Source organism: Rhodococcus zopfii NBRC 100606 = JCM 9919, assembly GCF_001895025.1.
Classification (GTDB): domain Bacteria; phylum Actinomycetota; class Actinomycetes; order Mycobacteriales; family Mycobacteriaceae; genus Rhodococcus; species Rhodococcus zopfii.
Window position 1 is genome coordinate 46912 of sequence record NZ_BCXI01000043.1, and the last position, 17012, is coordinate 63923.

The 17012-nt window shown below is 65.4% G+C and carries 13 protein-coding genes; 3 read left to right on the top strand and 10 right to left on the bottom strand.

Features of this window, described 5'->3' with window-relative positions; genetic code table 11:
• Positions 1–67 precede the first annotated feature (67 nt).
• Positions 68–1939 carry a DUF4012 domain-containing protein gene (locus tag RZ1_RS23870; RefSeq protein WP_083583883.1) on the top strand — a complete coding sequence of 624 codons (1872 nt, stop codon included), beginning with the start codon at positions 68–70 and terminating at the stop codon, positions 1937–1939.
• Positions 1940–2057: 118 nt separating this feature from the next.
• Here the strand turns inward: RZ1_RS23870 and RZ1_RS23875 are convergent, their stop codons facing one another.
• Genes RZ1_RS23875 through RZ1_RS23915 form a run of 9 tightly spaced genes read right to left on the bottom strand, consistent with a single transcriptional unit; the run spans position 2058 to position 13388 of the window.
• A complete protein-coding gene (locus tag RZ1_RS23875) occupies positions 2058–3206 on the bottom strand; it encodes a polysaccharide pyruvyl transferase family protein (RefSeq protein WP_072814997.1) in 1149 nt (382 codons plus the stop codon).
• Positions 3203–4243 carry a nitroreductase family protein gene (locus RZ1_RS23880; protein ID WP_218020485.1) on the bottom strand — a complete coding sequence of 347 codons (1041 nt, stop codon included), beginning with the start codon at positions 4241–4243 and terminating at the stop codon, positions 3203–3205. The genes RZ1_RS23875 and RZ1_RS23880 overlap by 4 nt, the downstream gene beginning before the upstream one ends.
• A 16-nt stretch (positions 4244–4259) precedes the next feature.
• Positions 4260–5642: an oligosaccharide flippase family protein gene (locus RZ1_RS23885; RefSeq protein WP_139281959.1), complete on the bottom strand. Its 1383-nt coding sequence runs from the start codon at positions 5640–5642 to the stop codon at positions 4260–4262.
• Positions 5643–5657: 15 nt separating this feature from the next.
• Positions 5658–6518: a glycosyltransferase family 2 protein gene (locus RZ1_RS23890; protein WP_072815000.1), complete on the bottom strand. Its 861-nt coding sequence runs from the start codon at positions 6516–6518 to the stop codon at positions 5658–5660.
• Positions 6519–6520: 2 nt separating this feature from the next.
• Positions 6521–7324, bottom strand: coding sequence for a WecB/TagA/CpsF family glycosyltransferase (locus RZ1_RS23895; RefSeq protein ID WP_072815001.1), 804 nt, complete (start codon positions 7322–7324; stop codon positions 6521–6523).
• Positions 7321–8898 (bottom strand): hypothetical protein, encoded by a 1578-nt coding sequence (locus tag RZ1_RS23900; protein ID WP_072815002.1) that lies wholly within the window; start codon positions 8896–8898, stop codon positions 7321–7323. The genes RZ1_RS23895 and RZ1_RS23900 overlap by 4 nt, the downstream gene beginning before the upstream one ends.
• Positions 8899–8955: 57 nt before the next feature.
• Entirely contained in the window at positions 8956–10458 is a 1503-nt protein-coding gene (locus RZ1_RS23905; RefSeq protein WP_072815003.1) for a right-handed parallel beta-helix repeat-containing protein, read from the bottom strand.
• A gap of 37 nt (positions 10459–10495) precedes the next feature.
• A complete protein-coding gene (locus RZ1_RS23910; RefSeq protein WP_072815004.1) occupies positions 10496–11845 on the bottom strand; it encodes a UDP-glucose dehydrogenase family protein in 1350 nt (449 codons plus the stop codon).
• A gap of 49 nt (positions 11846–11894) precedes the next feature.
• Positions 11895–13388, bottom strand: a complete 1494-nt coding sequence (locus RZ1_RS23915; protein WP_174565235.1) for a sugar transferase — start codon at positions 13386–13388, stop codon at positions 11895–11897.
• A gap of 876 nt (positions 13389–14264) precedes the next feature.
• Between RZ1_RS23915 and RZ1_RS23920 the strand changes: the two genes are divergently transcribed.
• Positions 14265–15191: a UTP--glucose-1-phosphate uridylyltransferase gene (locus tag RZ1_RS23920; protein ID WP_072815005.1), complete on the top strand. Its 927-nt coding sequence runs from the start codon at positions 14265–14267 to the stop codon at positions 15189–15191.
• Positions 15192–15498: 307 nt separating this feature from the next.
• Here the strand turns inward: RZ1_RS23920 and RZ1_RS23925 are convergent, their stop codons facing one another.
• A complete protein-coding gene (locus tag RZ1_RS23925; protein WP_072815006.1) occupies positions 15499–15690 on the bottom strand; it encodes a hypothetical protein in 192 nt (63 codons plus the stop codon).
• A 376-nt stretch (positions 15691–16066) separates the two neighbouring features.
• Here RZ1_RS23925 and RZ1_RS23930 point away from each other — a divergent pair, with 376 nt between their 5' ends.
• Entirely contained in the window at positions 16067–17002 is a 936-nt protein-coding gene (locus RZ1_RS23930; RefSeq protein WP_072815007.1) for a ScbA/BarX family gamma-butyrolactone biosynthesis protein, read from the top strand.
• The last annotated feature ends 10 nt before the right edge of the window (positions 17003–17012 follow it).

The window sequence follows — 17012 nt, forward strand, 5'->3', positions numbered from 1 at the left end:
GTTCGCAAGTGTACTTACGGTTGGCCTTCGACACCACTTGAACGAACGGCCAATTCGAAATTCGGTTATGGTCTCGAACGGAAATCCTGAAAGGGGTTGTGCACGCGTGAGCGATATTACCGACGAGTCACATTCACCCGAGCCAAGGCGACGCAAGGTCAGGCGCAGACGCACGGACGCGGAGATCGCGCATGACCGCCGGCGACGGAACGCGACCCGGCTTTCCTGCGCGGCAGCAGTTCTCGTTGCCGCAGGCGTGGCCGGCTGGCTGGGATACGAGGGAATGCAGGCGAAATCGAGCCTCGAGAAGGCGCGCGATTTCGCCACTCAATCGAAAGATGCACTCCTGTCCGGCGACTCGGAAACAGCGGCGCGGGCAGCGGCGGATGCGGACCGCTATGCACGGCGCGCGCACACCGCAGCACATTCGGTGCCGTGGCGAATCGCCGGCAGCGTGCCGTGGGTCGGAACCCCCTTCGAGTCGACCGCCCAGATGACGGACATTGTGGCGGGCCTCACATCCGACGTGCTGCAGCCCGTCGTCGATGCGGGAGCCGCTCTCTCCCCCGCCCGGTTGCTTCTCGACGGAGCCCGAATCGATTTCGGCGCACTCGGCGATGCCGCGCCGGTGCTCGAGTCGACATCCGCCGCAATGACCGAACTCGACGCGCAGGCGCAGATGGTCGATCACACCTATGTCGGAGCTATCGATCGTGCCCGTATCCAGCTGCGAGAGCAGACTTCGGAGCTGAGCGGCCTCTTGGAGAACACCGCCCTCGCGGCGCGGATCGCGCCTGCGATGCTCGGCGGTGACGGTCCGCGCAGCTACTTCATGGGATTTCAGACCAATGCCGAGGCACGCGGGACCGGCGGACTGATGGGCGGATTCGCAATCCTCCGGGCAGAAGACGGCGCCGTACGCGTCGACGACGTCGCCAGCAACCGCGAACTGCGCCTGGACTACGCACCGATCGACCTCGGTCCGGATTTCACTCGCCTCTACGGGCCGAGCCGGCCGACGCAGGACTTCCGAAACAGCAACGTGAGCTCGCATTTCCCCTACGCAGCTCGGATCTGGCAGTCCATCTGGAAACAGGAATCGGGCGAATCCGTCGACGGGGTCATCGCGACCGATCCGGTCGCATTGAGCTACGTCCTCGACGTCGTGGGCGCGGTGACCATGCCCGACGGCGAGAAGATCACCGCCGAAAACGTCGTTGAGCTCACCGGATCGACGGCCTACGCCCGGTTCGGCGACGACCAGAAGGCCCGCAAGGAGTACCTGGAGACGATCGCCCGGAAGGTCGTCGTGAAGCTCACCGGAGACATCGACCGTCCGCGGGCCCTGCTCGAGGCGCTCGGCCGCGCAGCGAGCGAAGGCAGACTCGCGGTATGGAGTTCGCATGGCGACGAGCAGGAAGTACTCGCGACCACCGCGCTCGGACACTCCGTTCCGGAAGACCCGGCGCCGTACGCCGGTGTCGTAGTGAACAATCTCGGCGGCAACAAGCTCGACTACTTCCTCGAACGCGGAATCGACTACACCGCCGGTTCCTGCGTCGGGCAAACCCGCACGTCCACGGTCACCATCCGGCTCTCGAACACCCTCCCGTCGGGCGAGCACACCGCTTACGTGGCAGGGATGTTCGACAACCCGATGGGAGCACCGGTCGGCACGAACCTCACCGATGTGTCGCTGCTCGCGACGCAGGGTGCGCGACTGGAAAGGGTCACCGTCGGCGGCCGACCGGCGTTCGCACTCACCGGAAAGGAGCTGGGGCATCCCGTTTTCGGCGTTCAACTGCCGGTTCCGCAGGGTGCGACGGTCGAAGTCGTGTACGAGCTCACCGAACCGGTCGTCGGGGGCGGGGCACGGGTCCCGGTGCAGCCGCTCATCGACGATCCGACGGTGACCGTTTCCGTACCGGACTGCGCGTAGAGCATTCCAGCAGACCGAGCGTGCCCGACCTCCGACAGGAGGCCGGACACGCTCGGCGCTCCGGCCGGTACGCAACGGCCGGTCGCAGAGCGCGGACAGGAGCTGCCCTCCGCCGCACTCAGAGTTCGATGCGCTTTTCGATGTCTGACCACATCTGCTCGGTCTCCGCCTTCTTCACGGTGGCGAGTTCGATCACGGACTTCCTCACGGCCTCGATTTCCCGGAGCCGCGCGCCCACCGTCGCCTCGACGGTTCCGGGATCCTCGTAAGGGTCCAGCACGAGATTCGAAACGCCGTATTCCTCGGAGAGCCAACGATACTTGTGGCTCCATCCGTGTACCAAACCCGGCACGCCCTGGCTCAGCGCACTCACGAGCGCATGGAAGCGGCCGGACACGACGAACGGCGCCTGCCCCAGAAGCCACTTCGACTGACGTCCATCGAGTCCCTCGACCACTTGCAGGCCGCCGCACCTGCCGGCGAGTGCGCGGAGCAACTCGGCGTCGCCACCACCTTCGTGACACAGCCCGTACACCTCGTGGCCGTGTGATCGTACGACTCGCACGACCTCCTCCAGATTCCGCACGTACGCGTCCTCCGAACCACCGTGCCCTGCAGCACGTTTTGCGATGTTCCAGTTCGCGACGATCGGCACCATCCCACGCAGGTGGGCCGATCCGCGCGGTTCCTCCGATCTCAGCACCGTCGTGAAGTCCGTTGCTACCGCGATTTTCTCGAATGCGGTTGCGGACCGGGCAATGCCTTTCAGGAAGTTCGCGGAATCCGGGTCCCGGGCATAGACGAGTTCACAGGCATCGAGCAGGTCCGAGACCGGCTCGGTCACATGCTGGAACGGTCCGAACGCCTGTGGAAGCAGCACAACCGGAACACCCCGGCCGGACCACCGGATCAGGTCGTCGGCACGTCGCCGCAGGTCGAGGTGGGCCCATTCGTCGCTGAAGACGAATCCGGACACGTCGAACACCGCATCGATCTCCGCCCCTACGACGAAGGGCATCCGGTGCCGCAAACCGCGCAGGCGATCGGGGTTTCCGCCCCAGACGCTGATCCGCAATTTGGGAAACTCCAGCAGCGAATCGAGTCCCACCCATCGTTTGGCGCGTTCGGAGCCGGTCTGCATCGCGATGACGGGTTGTGCGTCCCACCTCGACCGAATCTGTTCGGCGGCGGCGCAGAGCATCAGGTACGCACCCTGATTGGTGAAGTTGCCACCGGTGATCAGGATGTTCTTGCGTCGTGTACTCATCGCGGATCTCCTTCGGTGCTGCCCACGAATTGTCTGATCGAATCCAGGTCCCGCTTCCCCGAGCCGGGTGCCAGGGCATCCGGAAGCGCACGCCCGTAGGCGATCAGCATTACGGTCCGCTCATATCGCTTCAGCCCGAGGATCTGCGCGATGCGCGAGTCCGCTGCTGCCGAATCCGGCCAGTTGATACAGCATGTGGAGAGTCCTTGCGCCTGCATCGCCATGAGGAAGCCCATGGCGGCCAGCGAGGAGTCTACGTAGATCAGGTGCCGGTCCCGGGTGTGCGCGTATGCCGACAGGTCGCCGACCACGACCACGAGGCCCACGAGGTTCTGCGCGTAACCGGCGGTGCCGCCGGGAATGTCCGCGATGCTGCGAATCGTGTCCCGGTGGTCCACGACCACGAATCGGTAGGGCAGACGGTTGCACGCGGAGGGCGCCTGCATGCCCAGTGCGATGGCCCGGTCGACGAGATCCCGGTCCACGGTTTCCGGGCTGAACCACCGTACCGACTGGCGGGCGTGGGCGAGCGAGAGCAATTCGTCGTAGCTGGGCAGGCGCGCACCCCTGATCCGCTCGGCGTCCAGCACCCGAACCGGACCGAGGAAGTCCCTCGACCGCGGACCGATATCGAGTTGCTTGTACGTTTCCCGCGCGCGACGGATCTCGGGCGACGAAGTCGCCTCCGTCGCAGTGAAATACGCGTCGAGTGTGTCCGCAACCCACGCGCAGGTCACCGCGTCGAGCAGACCGGCCGCGGTACAGGCCTCCACGGCGGCGACGAGATCTTCGATGTATCCCGCGGCGAAGGTGTCCCTCCGGGGAATCATCGAGATACCCTTCTCCAGCATGTGAACGTGGCGGCGCACGTAGAAGATCTCGCATCCGGAGCGACGAGCGTTGTGGTGCTTGCGCATCCCGGCGTATACCGCGACGATTTCGCGCAGGAAGGCACGTCTTCCGAAGAAGTCGGCGAGGGCCACGGCGAGGAAGAAGCGCTGGGCCACGGTGCGCCGGAGCGAGCGGAATGCGGTCACCGATCGATCGAACATTTCAGGGCTCCACTCTCTGAGATCCGGCACGGGTGAGGACGTGGCGGACCGGCGCCAGCCAGGCACGGGACATCTGGACCGCCACCGGCCAGGTGGATCGGGACAGGAACGTGAACAGGTAGACCGACATCACGTAGGACGCCGTGCTCGCCCAGGCGGCCCCGACGGCACCCCACGCGGGAACGAGCAGGAGACACAGCGCGACGGTGGCCACCGCTCCGAGCCAGTGCCGGCCCACCGAGATCCACAGATTTCCCTCGGCGATGATCCATTTGCTCAGCACCGACGACATGAACATGAACGGGACGGCGATCGACTGGATCCTCAGCAGCTCGGCCGCATCCGCGTACTCGGCGCCGAATGCCGTCACCACGACGATGTCCGACAGCATGAACAGGGCCACGGCGATCGCGATGCCCGCCCACAGCGCACTGTCGAACGACCGCTGCAGCCTGTGCCGGTATTCGGAGGTTCCACCGCGTTCCCGATCCCTGCGGCGTGCTTCGAGCAACGCCGGGAAGGTCGCGGTCATGTAGGCCATGGGGAGCGCCAGGCAGACGTCCATCACGCGCTGGGACACCGCGAACATCGCGACTCCGGTCGCTCCCACAAGGATCTGGACGACGATCAGGGACGCCCTCAGGTTCACCTGCTGGGCGACACCGGAGATCAACAGCGGAAAGGACCGCTTCCACAGTTCCACCACGTCGCGGGCAGCGGGCACGGCGAATGCCCGCCCGGTCGTCACATCCCTGCGATAGCAGAGCAGGACGGCGATGCTGGCGGTGAAAAGTTCGGCCACGTAGAGCAACACGATCTCGGTGACACCCGATCCGAGCCGGAGTGCCGCACACTTCATCACGAAGAACGCGGCGGCCACGGCGATCTTCGCGATGGCCGGCTTCCGCGCGTTCAACTCGGCCTGGTACCAGAGCTCGGGGGCGTCGAGGACACGACCGAACACCGCCACACCCGCCAGGGCAACCAGGAGAAATTGTTCGGCACTCGTCGCGGTGCTGCCCATGAAGCCGAGCAGCACAACGAAATAGAACGCTACCGTGATCTCGCGCACGATGATGATCGAGCAGGTCACGGCTCCGGGATCGCGGCTCTCGCTGTACCTCTTGATGGCTAGCCCGTACAGGCCTGCGAGCCCGATCGCGATGCCCAGACCGGCCAGCGACATCGCGTAGCTGTAGACACCGAAGTCCTCGATGGACAGCGTCCGAGCGAGGATCACGCTCAGCAGCCCGACGAACAACAGGTTGCACACCTGCTGGAGGGATGCCCAGATGCCGTTGGAGGCAGCACCGTCCCGCAGTCGATCGCGAAGCCTGCGCATTTTCGTGACCGGTTGCGCGGTCTCCGGATTGATGGTGTTCATCTCGCCGTACACCGCTCAGCACACACCGGACAGTCCCACGATCACTGCCGCGCCGTGCGGTGCACCGGATCGGGCGATCACGGACAAACTCCGGCCCACACCGCGGAGGGATCGTTCGGCCAGCGCAGCGCGGAGCACGTGTGTGCAGGCGAAGTCTGCTCGTGCCCGGCCCGACATGGCCGCACCGTGCACGTCGAGCCAGCGCAGGGACGCGCGGTGATCGGCCTTCTTCGAGATCGACCCGTTGCTGTCCTGCTGAACGTGTACGAGTGCTTCGGGTACCCAGACGAATTCGGATCCAGGTTTCTGCAGCGCGCGCACGATGTAGTCCCAATCCTGATGCTTCGGCAGGGACTCGTCCCATCGGACACACTCGTGCAGTTCGCGGCCGATCAGCAGTCCACTCGTCTGGAGCGCGTGGGTTCCGAACCGAAGACGGGGACGGGCCACCAGATACGACGCGACATCACCTCGACCGTCGTACGGATGTGACGGAATCTCCGTGACGGAATCCGCTCGGTGGAAGTACATTCCGCTTGCGACGAGCACTCGCTTTCCGGCCGTCCGGTCCCGCGCCGCAGCCAGCTGCTTCTCGATCTTGTCGGGTTCCCACCAGTCGTCGTCATCCAGATAGGCGATGTACTCGCCGCCGGAGACGTCGGCGCCGAGATTGCGTGCGGCCGATCCGCCGATGCGTCCAGGCGTTCCGATCACCGTCACGTTCCGCGCGGCAACGGAGTCGGTGACGATGTCGAGTGCGGCAGGGTCGTCGACGACCACCGTGACGGAGACGGGCACGGTCTGGGCAAGGGCGCTCTCGACGGCACGCACGACCGACTCCCGTCCGATCGTCGGTATCACCACCGAGACAGGCATGTTCACGACCTCTTCTCCTCTGCTCCCGCCACGCGACGCCCCTCGCCCGTCGCGATCCACTTCGCGGCGACGACCATCAGCAGCGCCGGCTCGACGAGATAGCGAAATGCGAGGCGCCGCGGTGATCGCATGAGCCGGTAGAGCCACTCCACACCGAATCGACCCGTCCATCGGGGCGCGAGATCCTGCGCTCCGGACAGGTAGTCGATGCACCCGCCGACGTTCGCAACGACCTTTCCTGCGAATTCGTCGCCCCCGATGTTCTCGGCGATCCAATACTCCTGGGTGGGCATTCCGCGGCCGACGAGCACGACGTCGGCCTTGCGGACCGCTTCCCGCCAGGTCAGTCCGGCGGCCATCGCGCTCTGTGGCTCGAGCCGGAATCCGTCGAACCCCATCCAGACCACGTCCGGCCAGTCCTCCCCGACCCGTTCGGCGGCGAGCCGTGCGGACTCTGGTGACGCACCGATCGAGACGACGGTGCGACGTTCACCCGACCGCAGCAGGACGTCCAGCCAATCGGAACTTCCGACGCGCCGATCTCCGTCGAGCCTGCGGCCGGAGGCGATCCGTGCCAGCTGCAGGATCGGCCAACCGTCCACCAGGAAGATGCCGGCCTTCCGGTATGCCTCACGGAACCTCGGTTCGGTGAGATACAGGTACAGCGCATGCAGGTTGTAGTTGGCGATCCACAGTGGCTCGCTCGCCCCGTTCGCCGATTCGATCAGATTCACAACCTCGGCGGCGTTCATCGGATGCAGCGTGATCCCGAGCGGATCGATACGAACTTGCGGTGAATCGATCATTGTTCGTCCCCCTTTTCGGTCGTGTAACAGGTGCCGTTCCCGGAGGCCGACTCGTCGGCGTTGTCTGTGTCCACCGTCATGAACAGCGCCGCCGCGACGACGATCAGCCCCGCCGCCTGGGGGCCGAAGAGCGCTTCGGCGAACATCGCCGCGCTCGTCCACGCCGACAGCAGTACCGCCGAGCGCCTCCCCAGGTGCTTGCACAGGCTCGCCACAGTCGCGGCAAAGAGCACGATGCCGAGGATTCCGGCCTGATAGGCGAGGACACCCCAGCTGCTCTCACCGCCCGTGAGAATCCACCTGGAGATCGGTGCGCCCGCGATCCGTGCGAAGTTCCCGCCGTTGCCGATTCCCGCCCCGACGAACTCGGTGACCGCGTGCTTCATCCCGGCGACCAGTCCCGCGAGGTGGTAGGTGGTGCTGTCGCCTCCGACGATCCCGAGGGGGTCGGCGAAGACCGACACCACCTTTCCGGGACCCGTCGCCACGGCGACGTAGACCAGGACGACGAGCAGGGAGATCGACCAGCCGCCGAGGAGCCCACCCCACACGCGCTTGGACCGCGCGTACGTCACGCCGCTGATCGACGCGACCAGCAGCATCAGCAACCCGCTCTTGGCACCACTCGAGATCAGCACCCACCCGCACAGCGCGATACACACATACATGCCTGCACGCACAGACCTCGGCCCCTGGATCGACACCAGGGTGGCGATGATGATGACCGCGGCGGCGATGTACCCGGCGTTCGTCGGTTCCACGATGAACCCGCCGGTCCGATCGATCTGCATGCCGAGGAAGGACGTCACGGACGACAGCGAGTTCAAGGCCCCGTTCTTGTCCACGTTGACCATGGACCGCCACGCGGACGAACCCACGAGAGCTTCGGCAAATGTTCCGATTGTCAGAACAGCGGTGCTGTACCGGACTACTACGCGGAGAAGGTCGGACCTGCGTTCCTCGCTCCACTGCGCGGTGATCGCGACGATCAGCAACACCGTTGCGAGCGGAATGAGGAAGTTCCTGAGATAGGGCAGGGTGGCGCCGCCGAGGGAGGACACGTGCCCGACGACCACCAGCGCGAACAGGCCGTACCAGATCACCGGGGGCCGATACCGCTTCAGGTTCGTCATAGCTGTCGGGAACATCAGGGCGAGGGCGATGACGATCGCTACCGTCTTGCTCTCGCTGATGTAGACCGGCACGAGGTCGACGTGTCCAGGCACGAACGTGCCGACCGCGAAGTTCTGGAAGAAGGCGAGTGCGAGCCAGAAGACGACGAACAGTTCCGCCCCGATCGCCATGGTCAGGACGGTGGCCACCACGACAGCTGCAACGGAGAGCACCATCAGTGCGGTCGGCCGGAACTGGCCGACGAAGGACAGCGGGATCGCGTACACCGCGAAGGCAGCCAACGTCACGAACAGCAGGTGCACGGGATTCACCGCCACAGCAGCGCTGCCGACGTCCCCGACTCGTGCCCGGTGGAGCGACGCGAGCGAACGCGTGCGCACCCGAGAGCGGTGGGCCTCACCCTTCTCGAGGTCGTCCCGACGCCGGATCGTCGTGGTCATCGCGGAGGCCTTTCGTCGGTCGCTGTCATTTCCGGCTCCGATTCCGTCCGCCGGCCGTCACGAGCCGACACCGACGTGCACTTGCACCTCGTCCGATCGGGAGTTGGTGAGCACCACGGTGAGCTCGCCCCCACGGGCGTCGACCCGGAACCCGACGCCGACCAGGCCGGGCCCGGCCCCGAAGCAGGTCCCCACCGTGTTCGAGACCCCCTCCGTGGTGACGACCGCATCACCGTTCTCCCGTGCGACAAGTACGACAGCCGTCGCTGCCCCGCGCGTCCCGTCCGGGGGATTTCGTGCGAGCAGGGAAATCGAATGCACGCGGCCGATGTCGAACGGGTCCAGAGGCAGGAACGAGAACGTCTCCGAAGCTTCCTCTCCCGCACCGAGAGTCACCTTGCGCGACGTGGTACCGCCGTCGCCCACGAACCCTGCCCGAGTCGACTTCCCGAGGTTCGCCGCAAGCTGCACACCGGAACCGGCCGCGTGTGTTCCGGCTCCACCGGAACCGGTGTGGCCGGTGAGGTCGTTGCCCACGACGATCCCGGTGGAGTCCGGATCCGCGACGATGCAGGCGCTCGGAGAGTCGTAACCGTCGCCGTCGTCGTCCGGACCCGAGTGCGTCAGATTTCCCAGAACCAGCGTCCCGGCGCCGCCGGTCGACAGGATATGGGTGTCGTCATCCGCGACCCCTTCCGAGCGTGCCCCGTTTCGACGCAGAACGTTCGCGGTCACGACGGTGCGCTCACAGCCCGAGAGCCGGACACCGGATCGACCGTTTCGATCGATATTGTTGCCAGACATCACATTGTGTTTGGCGTCCTCCGCATTGATGCCATATCCGTGATTCCACTCGACTTTGTTCTGGGTGATGATGTTGTCGTTTGCTCCTGCAGGCAGGTGGATCCCGCCGGCACCGTTCACGTTGAGGTAGTTGAGCGAGACGATCGAGTCGACACACCTGGCGATCCCGTATCCGGAATTGTCGTGGATGTTGCAGCACTCGATCCGGTTGACCCCCGAATAGCCGCAGTCGATCCCGGTGCGGCAGTGCAAGATGTTCACCTCACGAAGCAGGTTGCGGCCGTCCAGGACGACACCGTCGTGCGCCGGATCGTGGCCGGTGCCCCGCACGGCCAGGGACGTCAGGCAGGCGCCTTCTCCGAGTCTCACCACAGGATCGGCCCGCCCGTCGCCGGTTGCGATCAGTCGCGTTCCCTCCTGCGGCACGCCGGTGTAGGCAAACGACGATCGTCCGGCCAGCTGACGGCCCGGGGGTACGACGATCGTCCCCGCCACCCGGAACCGCCCCGACGGAAGCAGGAGCGAATCCCGTTCGACGAGTGCCGCATTGATCGCATCGGTGTCGTCGGTCTCCCCGTCTCCGGCGATACCGAGCGCGACGATGTCGTCCGGAGCCACGGGTTCCGGGTTGATCCGGGCCGGCGGCACCATCCCCTCGGCATCGTCCTCTGCCTTGCGAGCGCATGTCGGGACCGTCGCGATCGCGGCGACAGCCGCGGTCAGTGCAGTGCCGGAGATGGCCTGCCGTCGGCTCATACGCACGGGGGTTCCTTCCTGCGAATCACGGTGATGCTCAGCCGACCACTGCTTCCGAGGCCGCACGCCCCAGGCCGCGGTACTGCCAGCCGGCGGTGCGCCATCTGTCGACGTCGAGACAATTGCGCCCGTCCAGAACAACCTTCCCGCGGACCACTGTCCCGAGCACGTCGGGATTCAGCTCACGGAACTCCTTCCACTCCGTGAGAACCAGCACGACGTCTGCGCCCGCGCAGGCCTCCAGCGTGCTCGTCGCGTAGTTCAGCGTCGGAAACAGACGCCGCGAGTTGTCCATCGCCTGCGGGTCGTAGACCGTGACCGCAGCACCCTGCAGCTGGATCTGCCCGGCGACGTTCAGGGCGGGTGAATCCCGCACGTCGTCGGAGTCGGGTTTGAACGCCGCTCCGAGTACCGAGACCCGTGCACCGAGCAGCGACCCGCCGGCCGCGTCCCGCGCAAGCTCGACCATCCGACTGCGCCGTCGCATGTTGATGTTGTCGACCTCGCGCAGGAAGGTGAGCGCCTGGTCGGCGCCGAGTTCACCGGCGCGGGCCATGAACGCGCGGATATCCTTCGGGAGACATCCCCCGCCGAAACCGATTCCCGCATTGAGGAATCGACGTCCGATCCGCGCATCGTGCCCAATCGCATCGGCCAGGACGGTGACATCGGCACCGGAAGCCTCGCAGACCTCGGCCATGGCATTGATGAACGAGATCTTGGTGGCCAGGAAGGCGTTCGCCGACGTCTTGACCAGTTCCGCCGTCGCCAGATCGGTCACGATGAACGGGATCTCCTCATCGAGGAGCTGGGAGTACACCTCCCGGGCAACCTCGACGGCTCGCCCCGGAAGCGCTCGGTCGACACCGAGAACCACGCGGTCCGGGTGCAACGTATCGCGCACCGCGTAGCCTTCCCGCAGGAACTCCGGGTTCCACGCGAGGTCGACGTCGTCTCCCGCAGGGGCGAGCTGCCGCGCCCTCGCACGCAGCCTTTCCGCAGTGCCGACCGGGACTGTGGACTTCCCGAATATGACGGCCGGCTCGGTCAGCAGGGGCGCCAGCTGATCGATCACCGAATCGACGTAGGTCAAATCGGCAGCGAATTCGCCCTTCTTCTGGGGTGTTCCGACTCCGATGAAGTGCACGTCGGCGAACTCGGCGGCGTCGGCGTACGACGAGGTGAACCGGAGACGCCCGGCTTCGAGGTTGCGCTCGAGGACTTCGGTGAGACCGGGTTCGTAGAACGGCACCTCACCGGATTCGAGTTTCGCGAGCTTACCGGCGTCAACGTCGACGCCGAGCACCTCGTGTCCCAGTTCGGCCATACACGCTGCATGGGTGGCACCCAGATATCCGGTTCCGAACACGGCGATACGACAAGTCATGGCACAAACCGACCTTTTCTACTTCGATCTCGGCTGAATGCGGCTGCGGTCAGTACGCGCCGTCACTGGCGAGGACCGCCTTGACGGTCCGCGCGATGATCAGGACGTCGGTCACCATCGACCAATTCTCGACATACGACAGATCCAGGCGGACGGACTCGTCCCACGACAGATCGGAGCGCCCGCTGACCTGCCAGAGGCCCGTGACGCCCGGACGCACGAGAAGCCTCCGCTGGACTCGTCCGTCGTAGTTCTCGACTTCCCGGCGCAGCGGTGGACGCGGCCCCACCACGCTCATCTCTCCGCGAACCACGTTGAGGAACTGCGGAAGCTCGTCGATACTGAAGCGTCGCAGTACTTTTCCGACCTTGGTAACCCGGGGGTCCTCACGCATCTTGAAGAGCAGGCCCGCACCCTCGTTGCTCGTCATCAACGCGGCGACCTGCCGGTCGGCACCGGTCACCATCGACCGGAACTTGATCATGCCGAACGGTTTACCATCGAGTCCGATCCGCTCCGAGCGGTAGAAGACCGGCCCTCTGCTGTCGAGCTTGACCGCCACCGCGACGAGAGCGAAGACCGGAGCCAGCAGAAGCAGCGCCGCCAGCGCGAATGCCAGATCGAAAACGCGTTTACCGCTGCGCTTGGCACCGTGGTAACTGGGCTTCTCGACGTGGATGAGGGGAAGACCGGCCACCGGACGCATGTCCAGTCGAGGCGCCGACACGTCGACGACTCCGGTCGCGACCACGAGATCGGCGTCGTGAGGGTCCATCTCCCACAGCAGATCACGGATACCGTCGGGACCGAGGGTCTCGGTGGCCGCCACCGCGACCGTGTCGGCGCCGGATACACCGAGGGCATCCACGATCGAATACTCGTCCCCGTACACGGGAATTCGCTTTCCGCCGACCTCCAGGTGGTCGCCCTGGATCCCCGCGTATCGGGGCACACAGACGCCGGCGACGCGGTATCCATCGGTCGAGTTGCGTTCGAAGGTCTCGACCATCAGTCGCACCGAGCGAGCCCCGCCGACGACGAGGACCGACGTCTGGAACTGGCCCCGGCGACGCTCGGCCGCAACGACTTTTCGCCACACCCACCGACCGAGCAGGAGCCCGAGGAGGCCGGCGGGGAATGCGATCGCCAGGTAGCCACGCGCGATCTCGAGGCGAAAGACGAGCGCGATGATGGCGACGAGGCCGAACATCCGGAACGTTGCCGAGACGATCCTCTGGTACTCGTCATATCCGGAGCCGATCACCCGGCGCGATCGCGTCCGGAACGCAGCGAGGAATGCGATCCACATCGCTGCGAGACAGATCGAGATGACGACGTAGTTCCATTCCGCGACCACCGCATTCACGAGCAGGTCACCTTGCCCGAAGCGGACGACATGAGCGAGCGTGACGGCCAGCATCACGACAAGGCTGTCGGTCACGATCAGCCTTCGCACGTAGATCCGTTGCCACGCCCGGCGCGTACTCACGCCCGAGGCGTGAACAGGTGGCCGATCCACGACCCGGGTGTTCGGCCGGACCATTTTGAGTGCCAATCCGGTTCGACCGTCTGGCGGTTGTTCTACCGCTGCCATCGATGTATGTCCTCCCCTAGCCGGTAAGCCGTCGCCGGTTGGGCATGCGCCCACGCAACTCGTGCGATCGCCGAGCCCCGCGCAACTTGTCCTCCCCAGGAAGTGCGCAGGAATCGACGGCCGATACCAGTTGCCTTACGTAATTAGTGAGTCTCGGGCATCAGGCCGTCGATTGCATCTTTTTCCGGGAGACGAAGCCCGGATCACGTTTTCTTGCACCGGAAGCGCCTATTCGCCACTCTCTCCCGATGCCGGACGGTCGGTGCTGGTCAGCCATTCTCGGGACAATGTGGAACCCGATTGCCAACCGGTAATTCTCACTTTCGCGCCCTGCAATATGTGGCGCATATCACAACCGCCCGGTCGAATACGCCCCTCTATCGCCCACCTGAACACCCGCAGCCGAACCGGCGGCAGTCGCGCCCGCACACCGCGGCCGGCGACGAGCGTCCGGCCACACTGCGCTTCCGAACGACTCGATTCCAGGGGCCCGACGCATCTGTCCGCGATCACGTGCGCCGCCCACTACTGTTCAGCAACAGCTCAATTGAATCGACTACCTGGTCCGCACCGACCCGCCGGAATGCCGGCGCAGTGTGTGCAGCCGCACCCGCCGCCGTAGACGCGGGGAAGTCGCGCCGATGCAACGAGTTCCCTATACTGCGATTCGACTCCACGCCTCCCCACGATCGCTGGTCCGGTCGTCGCTTCTGCCGGGAGTTCCCAATTCACCGCACGAGGACGTGCGCATGTTGCTCGGTGGCGGGATGCCGATCATCGAGCGACCTTCGCTCATCCATCCGAGTTCAGAGATGAGGTAATGCCATGGGGAGTATCGACACCCAGGTTCACAACGCATTCAGGACTGCGGTCGTTCCAGCGGCCGGAATGGGCACACGATTCCTGCCCGCCACCAAGACCGTGCCGAAAGAGCTTCTGCCCGTGGTCGATACTCCGGGGATCGAGCTCGTCGCCTCGGAGGCCGCGGAATCGGGCGCCAGCAAGCTGGTGATCGTCACGGCTCCGGGCAAGGACGGGGTGGTGTCGCACTTCGTCGAGGATCTTGTTCTCGAAAGCAGGCTCGAGGAGAGCGGGAAGTCACATCTGCTCGAAAAGGTCCGGCGTGCGCCCAACCTGCTCGATGTCGAGTCGGTCGTCCAGGAACGCCCGCTCGGGCTCGGACATGCCGTCGGGTGCGCGGAGCAGGCACTCGCCGACGACGAGGATGCCATTGCTGTTCTCCTGCCCGATGATCTGGTGCAGCCGTGCGGGATTCTGGATCTGATGGCGCGAGTGCGAGCCGAGCGCGGGGGTAGCGTGCTGTGCGCGATCGACGTTCCGAAGAGCCTGGTCGGTTCCTACGGGATCTTCCATGTCGAGGAGGTACAGGGGGTCGCTGAACCCGACGTGCTGAAGGTCCTCGGGATGGTGGAGAAGCCGACGCTCGCGGACGCGCCGTCGACACTGGCCGCCGCCGGCCGGTATCTGCTCGACCGCGCCGTCTTCGACGCCCTGCGCCGCATCGAACCCGGTGCCGGAGGTGAATTCCAGCTCACCGACGCCATCGCCCTGCTCATCGACGAAGGGCATCCGGTCCACGTGGTCGTTCACCGCGGAACCCGCCACGACCTGGGAAATCCGGGCGGCTATCTGCGCGCTGCGGTCGATTCCGCCCTGGACAGCCCCGACTACGGGCCGGGACTGCGCCGATGGCTCCTCGAGCGCCTCGAACTCGAGGAGACGGTTGACTGAATCGTCCTGCCGGAGAACGGGTCCGGATGCACGTCACCGTGGAATCGGTGGCGGGCATCCGGACCCGGTATCCGGCGACGCTGCGGTTCGACCGCGGACGGGTGCACCAGCTGTCATGATTCACGCAACTGTTTCGTCACGCGGACGGGCACAGCCGGTCATCGTCCGCTAAGCTCTCGGATGTCGCCGCAAGGTGACGGGTGCGTCTCCGATATGTCCTCCCTGACAAACAGGAGTTACTGCACAGCCCCGCCTGGCTCCTCCCCTTTTGCCGGCGGGGCGTTCCCGTTTTCCGCGACAGCCGCGATCACACGACGCCGAACGCGCTCAACACGAACGCGAACGCCCAGTCGAACAGCTCCCGAAGCCCGATGACACTCGACCCCTGAGAGTCCGCCGACGGCGATTCCGTAACGGCGTGAGCCGGGGCGGTCGCTATGAAGACGATCGCGACGGCAATCGCGCCGATCAGCGCGGATTTCACACGACCCGACCTCATACGACCTCCCTTGCATTGCCTTTCGTTTGCCGTCGGGGACCGATGGTTACCCCGGCCCGCGTCAACCGGGGCTACCCCTCGCAATCCCGGTCGGCACAGTCGTGGGGTCGCGAGACCGATTCGTCCGAACCGTCGAACCGATCCGATACGAGCCGGTCCCGCCACCCGTTCCCCGACGGGCTTCACTGTAGCACAAACCGGTCAAACGGTTTTTTACTAATGTGTGACATCTTGGTGTCGTACCTCCCGGGCGATCCGGGCTATGTGCTACGTCCCACGGCCCAGGTCTCGACCGCCGCTGTTCGACAGGCTGTTCTATAGTCGCCGCCAGCACTGTTCGAAGATACGTTCACACAACAGCAAGGGAGTCCGCACGATGGCCGGGGGTTTGCACGCAGACGAGGCACGTCCCGTCTTGGGATTCGAATCGACAGTGTCACGCCGTTTCGTGCACCGCCGTGCGGTCGCCGAGGTCTTTCTCACCGACTGCGTGGCCTCGAACACACCCGATAACTTCACCCTGGGCGCACAGTGGCCGCGGCTGCACAGCTACTACCGTTCGCACACGGGCCGCTACGACACGATGCTGCTTGTCGAGACCCTTCGCCAAGCGACGATCTACCTGGCACACACGAGATACCGTGTGCCCCTGGGCCACCCATTCGTGATGCACACCCTTCGTGTCGACACGACAGCCCACACGCCGACGATCGGCGACCGGCCGGCCGAGGTGACGATCGACGCGCACGTCGGTGACCAGATCTACCGCGGAAACACTCTGGCCCGGTTCTCGGTCACCTACGTCTGCAGCATCGACGGCATCGAGATCGGCCGCGGCGTCGGCACAGCGAGTGTGTTCACCCCCGCCGCGTACGCCCAACTTCGCTGGGGCGGTTCGGGACCCCGCCTGATCGGTACGCCGGTGTGCCCCGCGCCGATCGCCGCCGAACACGTCGGGCAGTCGCGTCCCGAGGATGTGGTCCTGGGAGGGGAGCACGCCCCGAACCGGTGGACACTCCGGGTCGACGACACGCACCCGATCCTGTTCGACCACCCCAGCGACCACGTTCCCGGCATGCTGGTTCTCGAAGCATTCCGACAGGGCGCACGCGCTGCTCTCGCCCAGCCGTGCGGCGACATCGAGACCATCGAGGTCACCTACCATCGCTTCGCCGAGAACGACGCAAATGCCACGGTCTCCGTCGAGGCAGAACCGGATTCCCCTTGTGCAGTTCGCATTTCGGTAGAGCAGTGGGGCCAGCACATCGCCAGCGGCCGAGTCCGCCTGCTACCGGCCCGAATCCGGCAGTGAAGACGCGCGT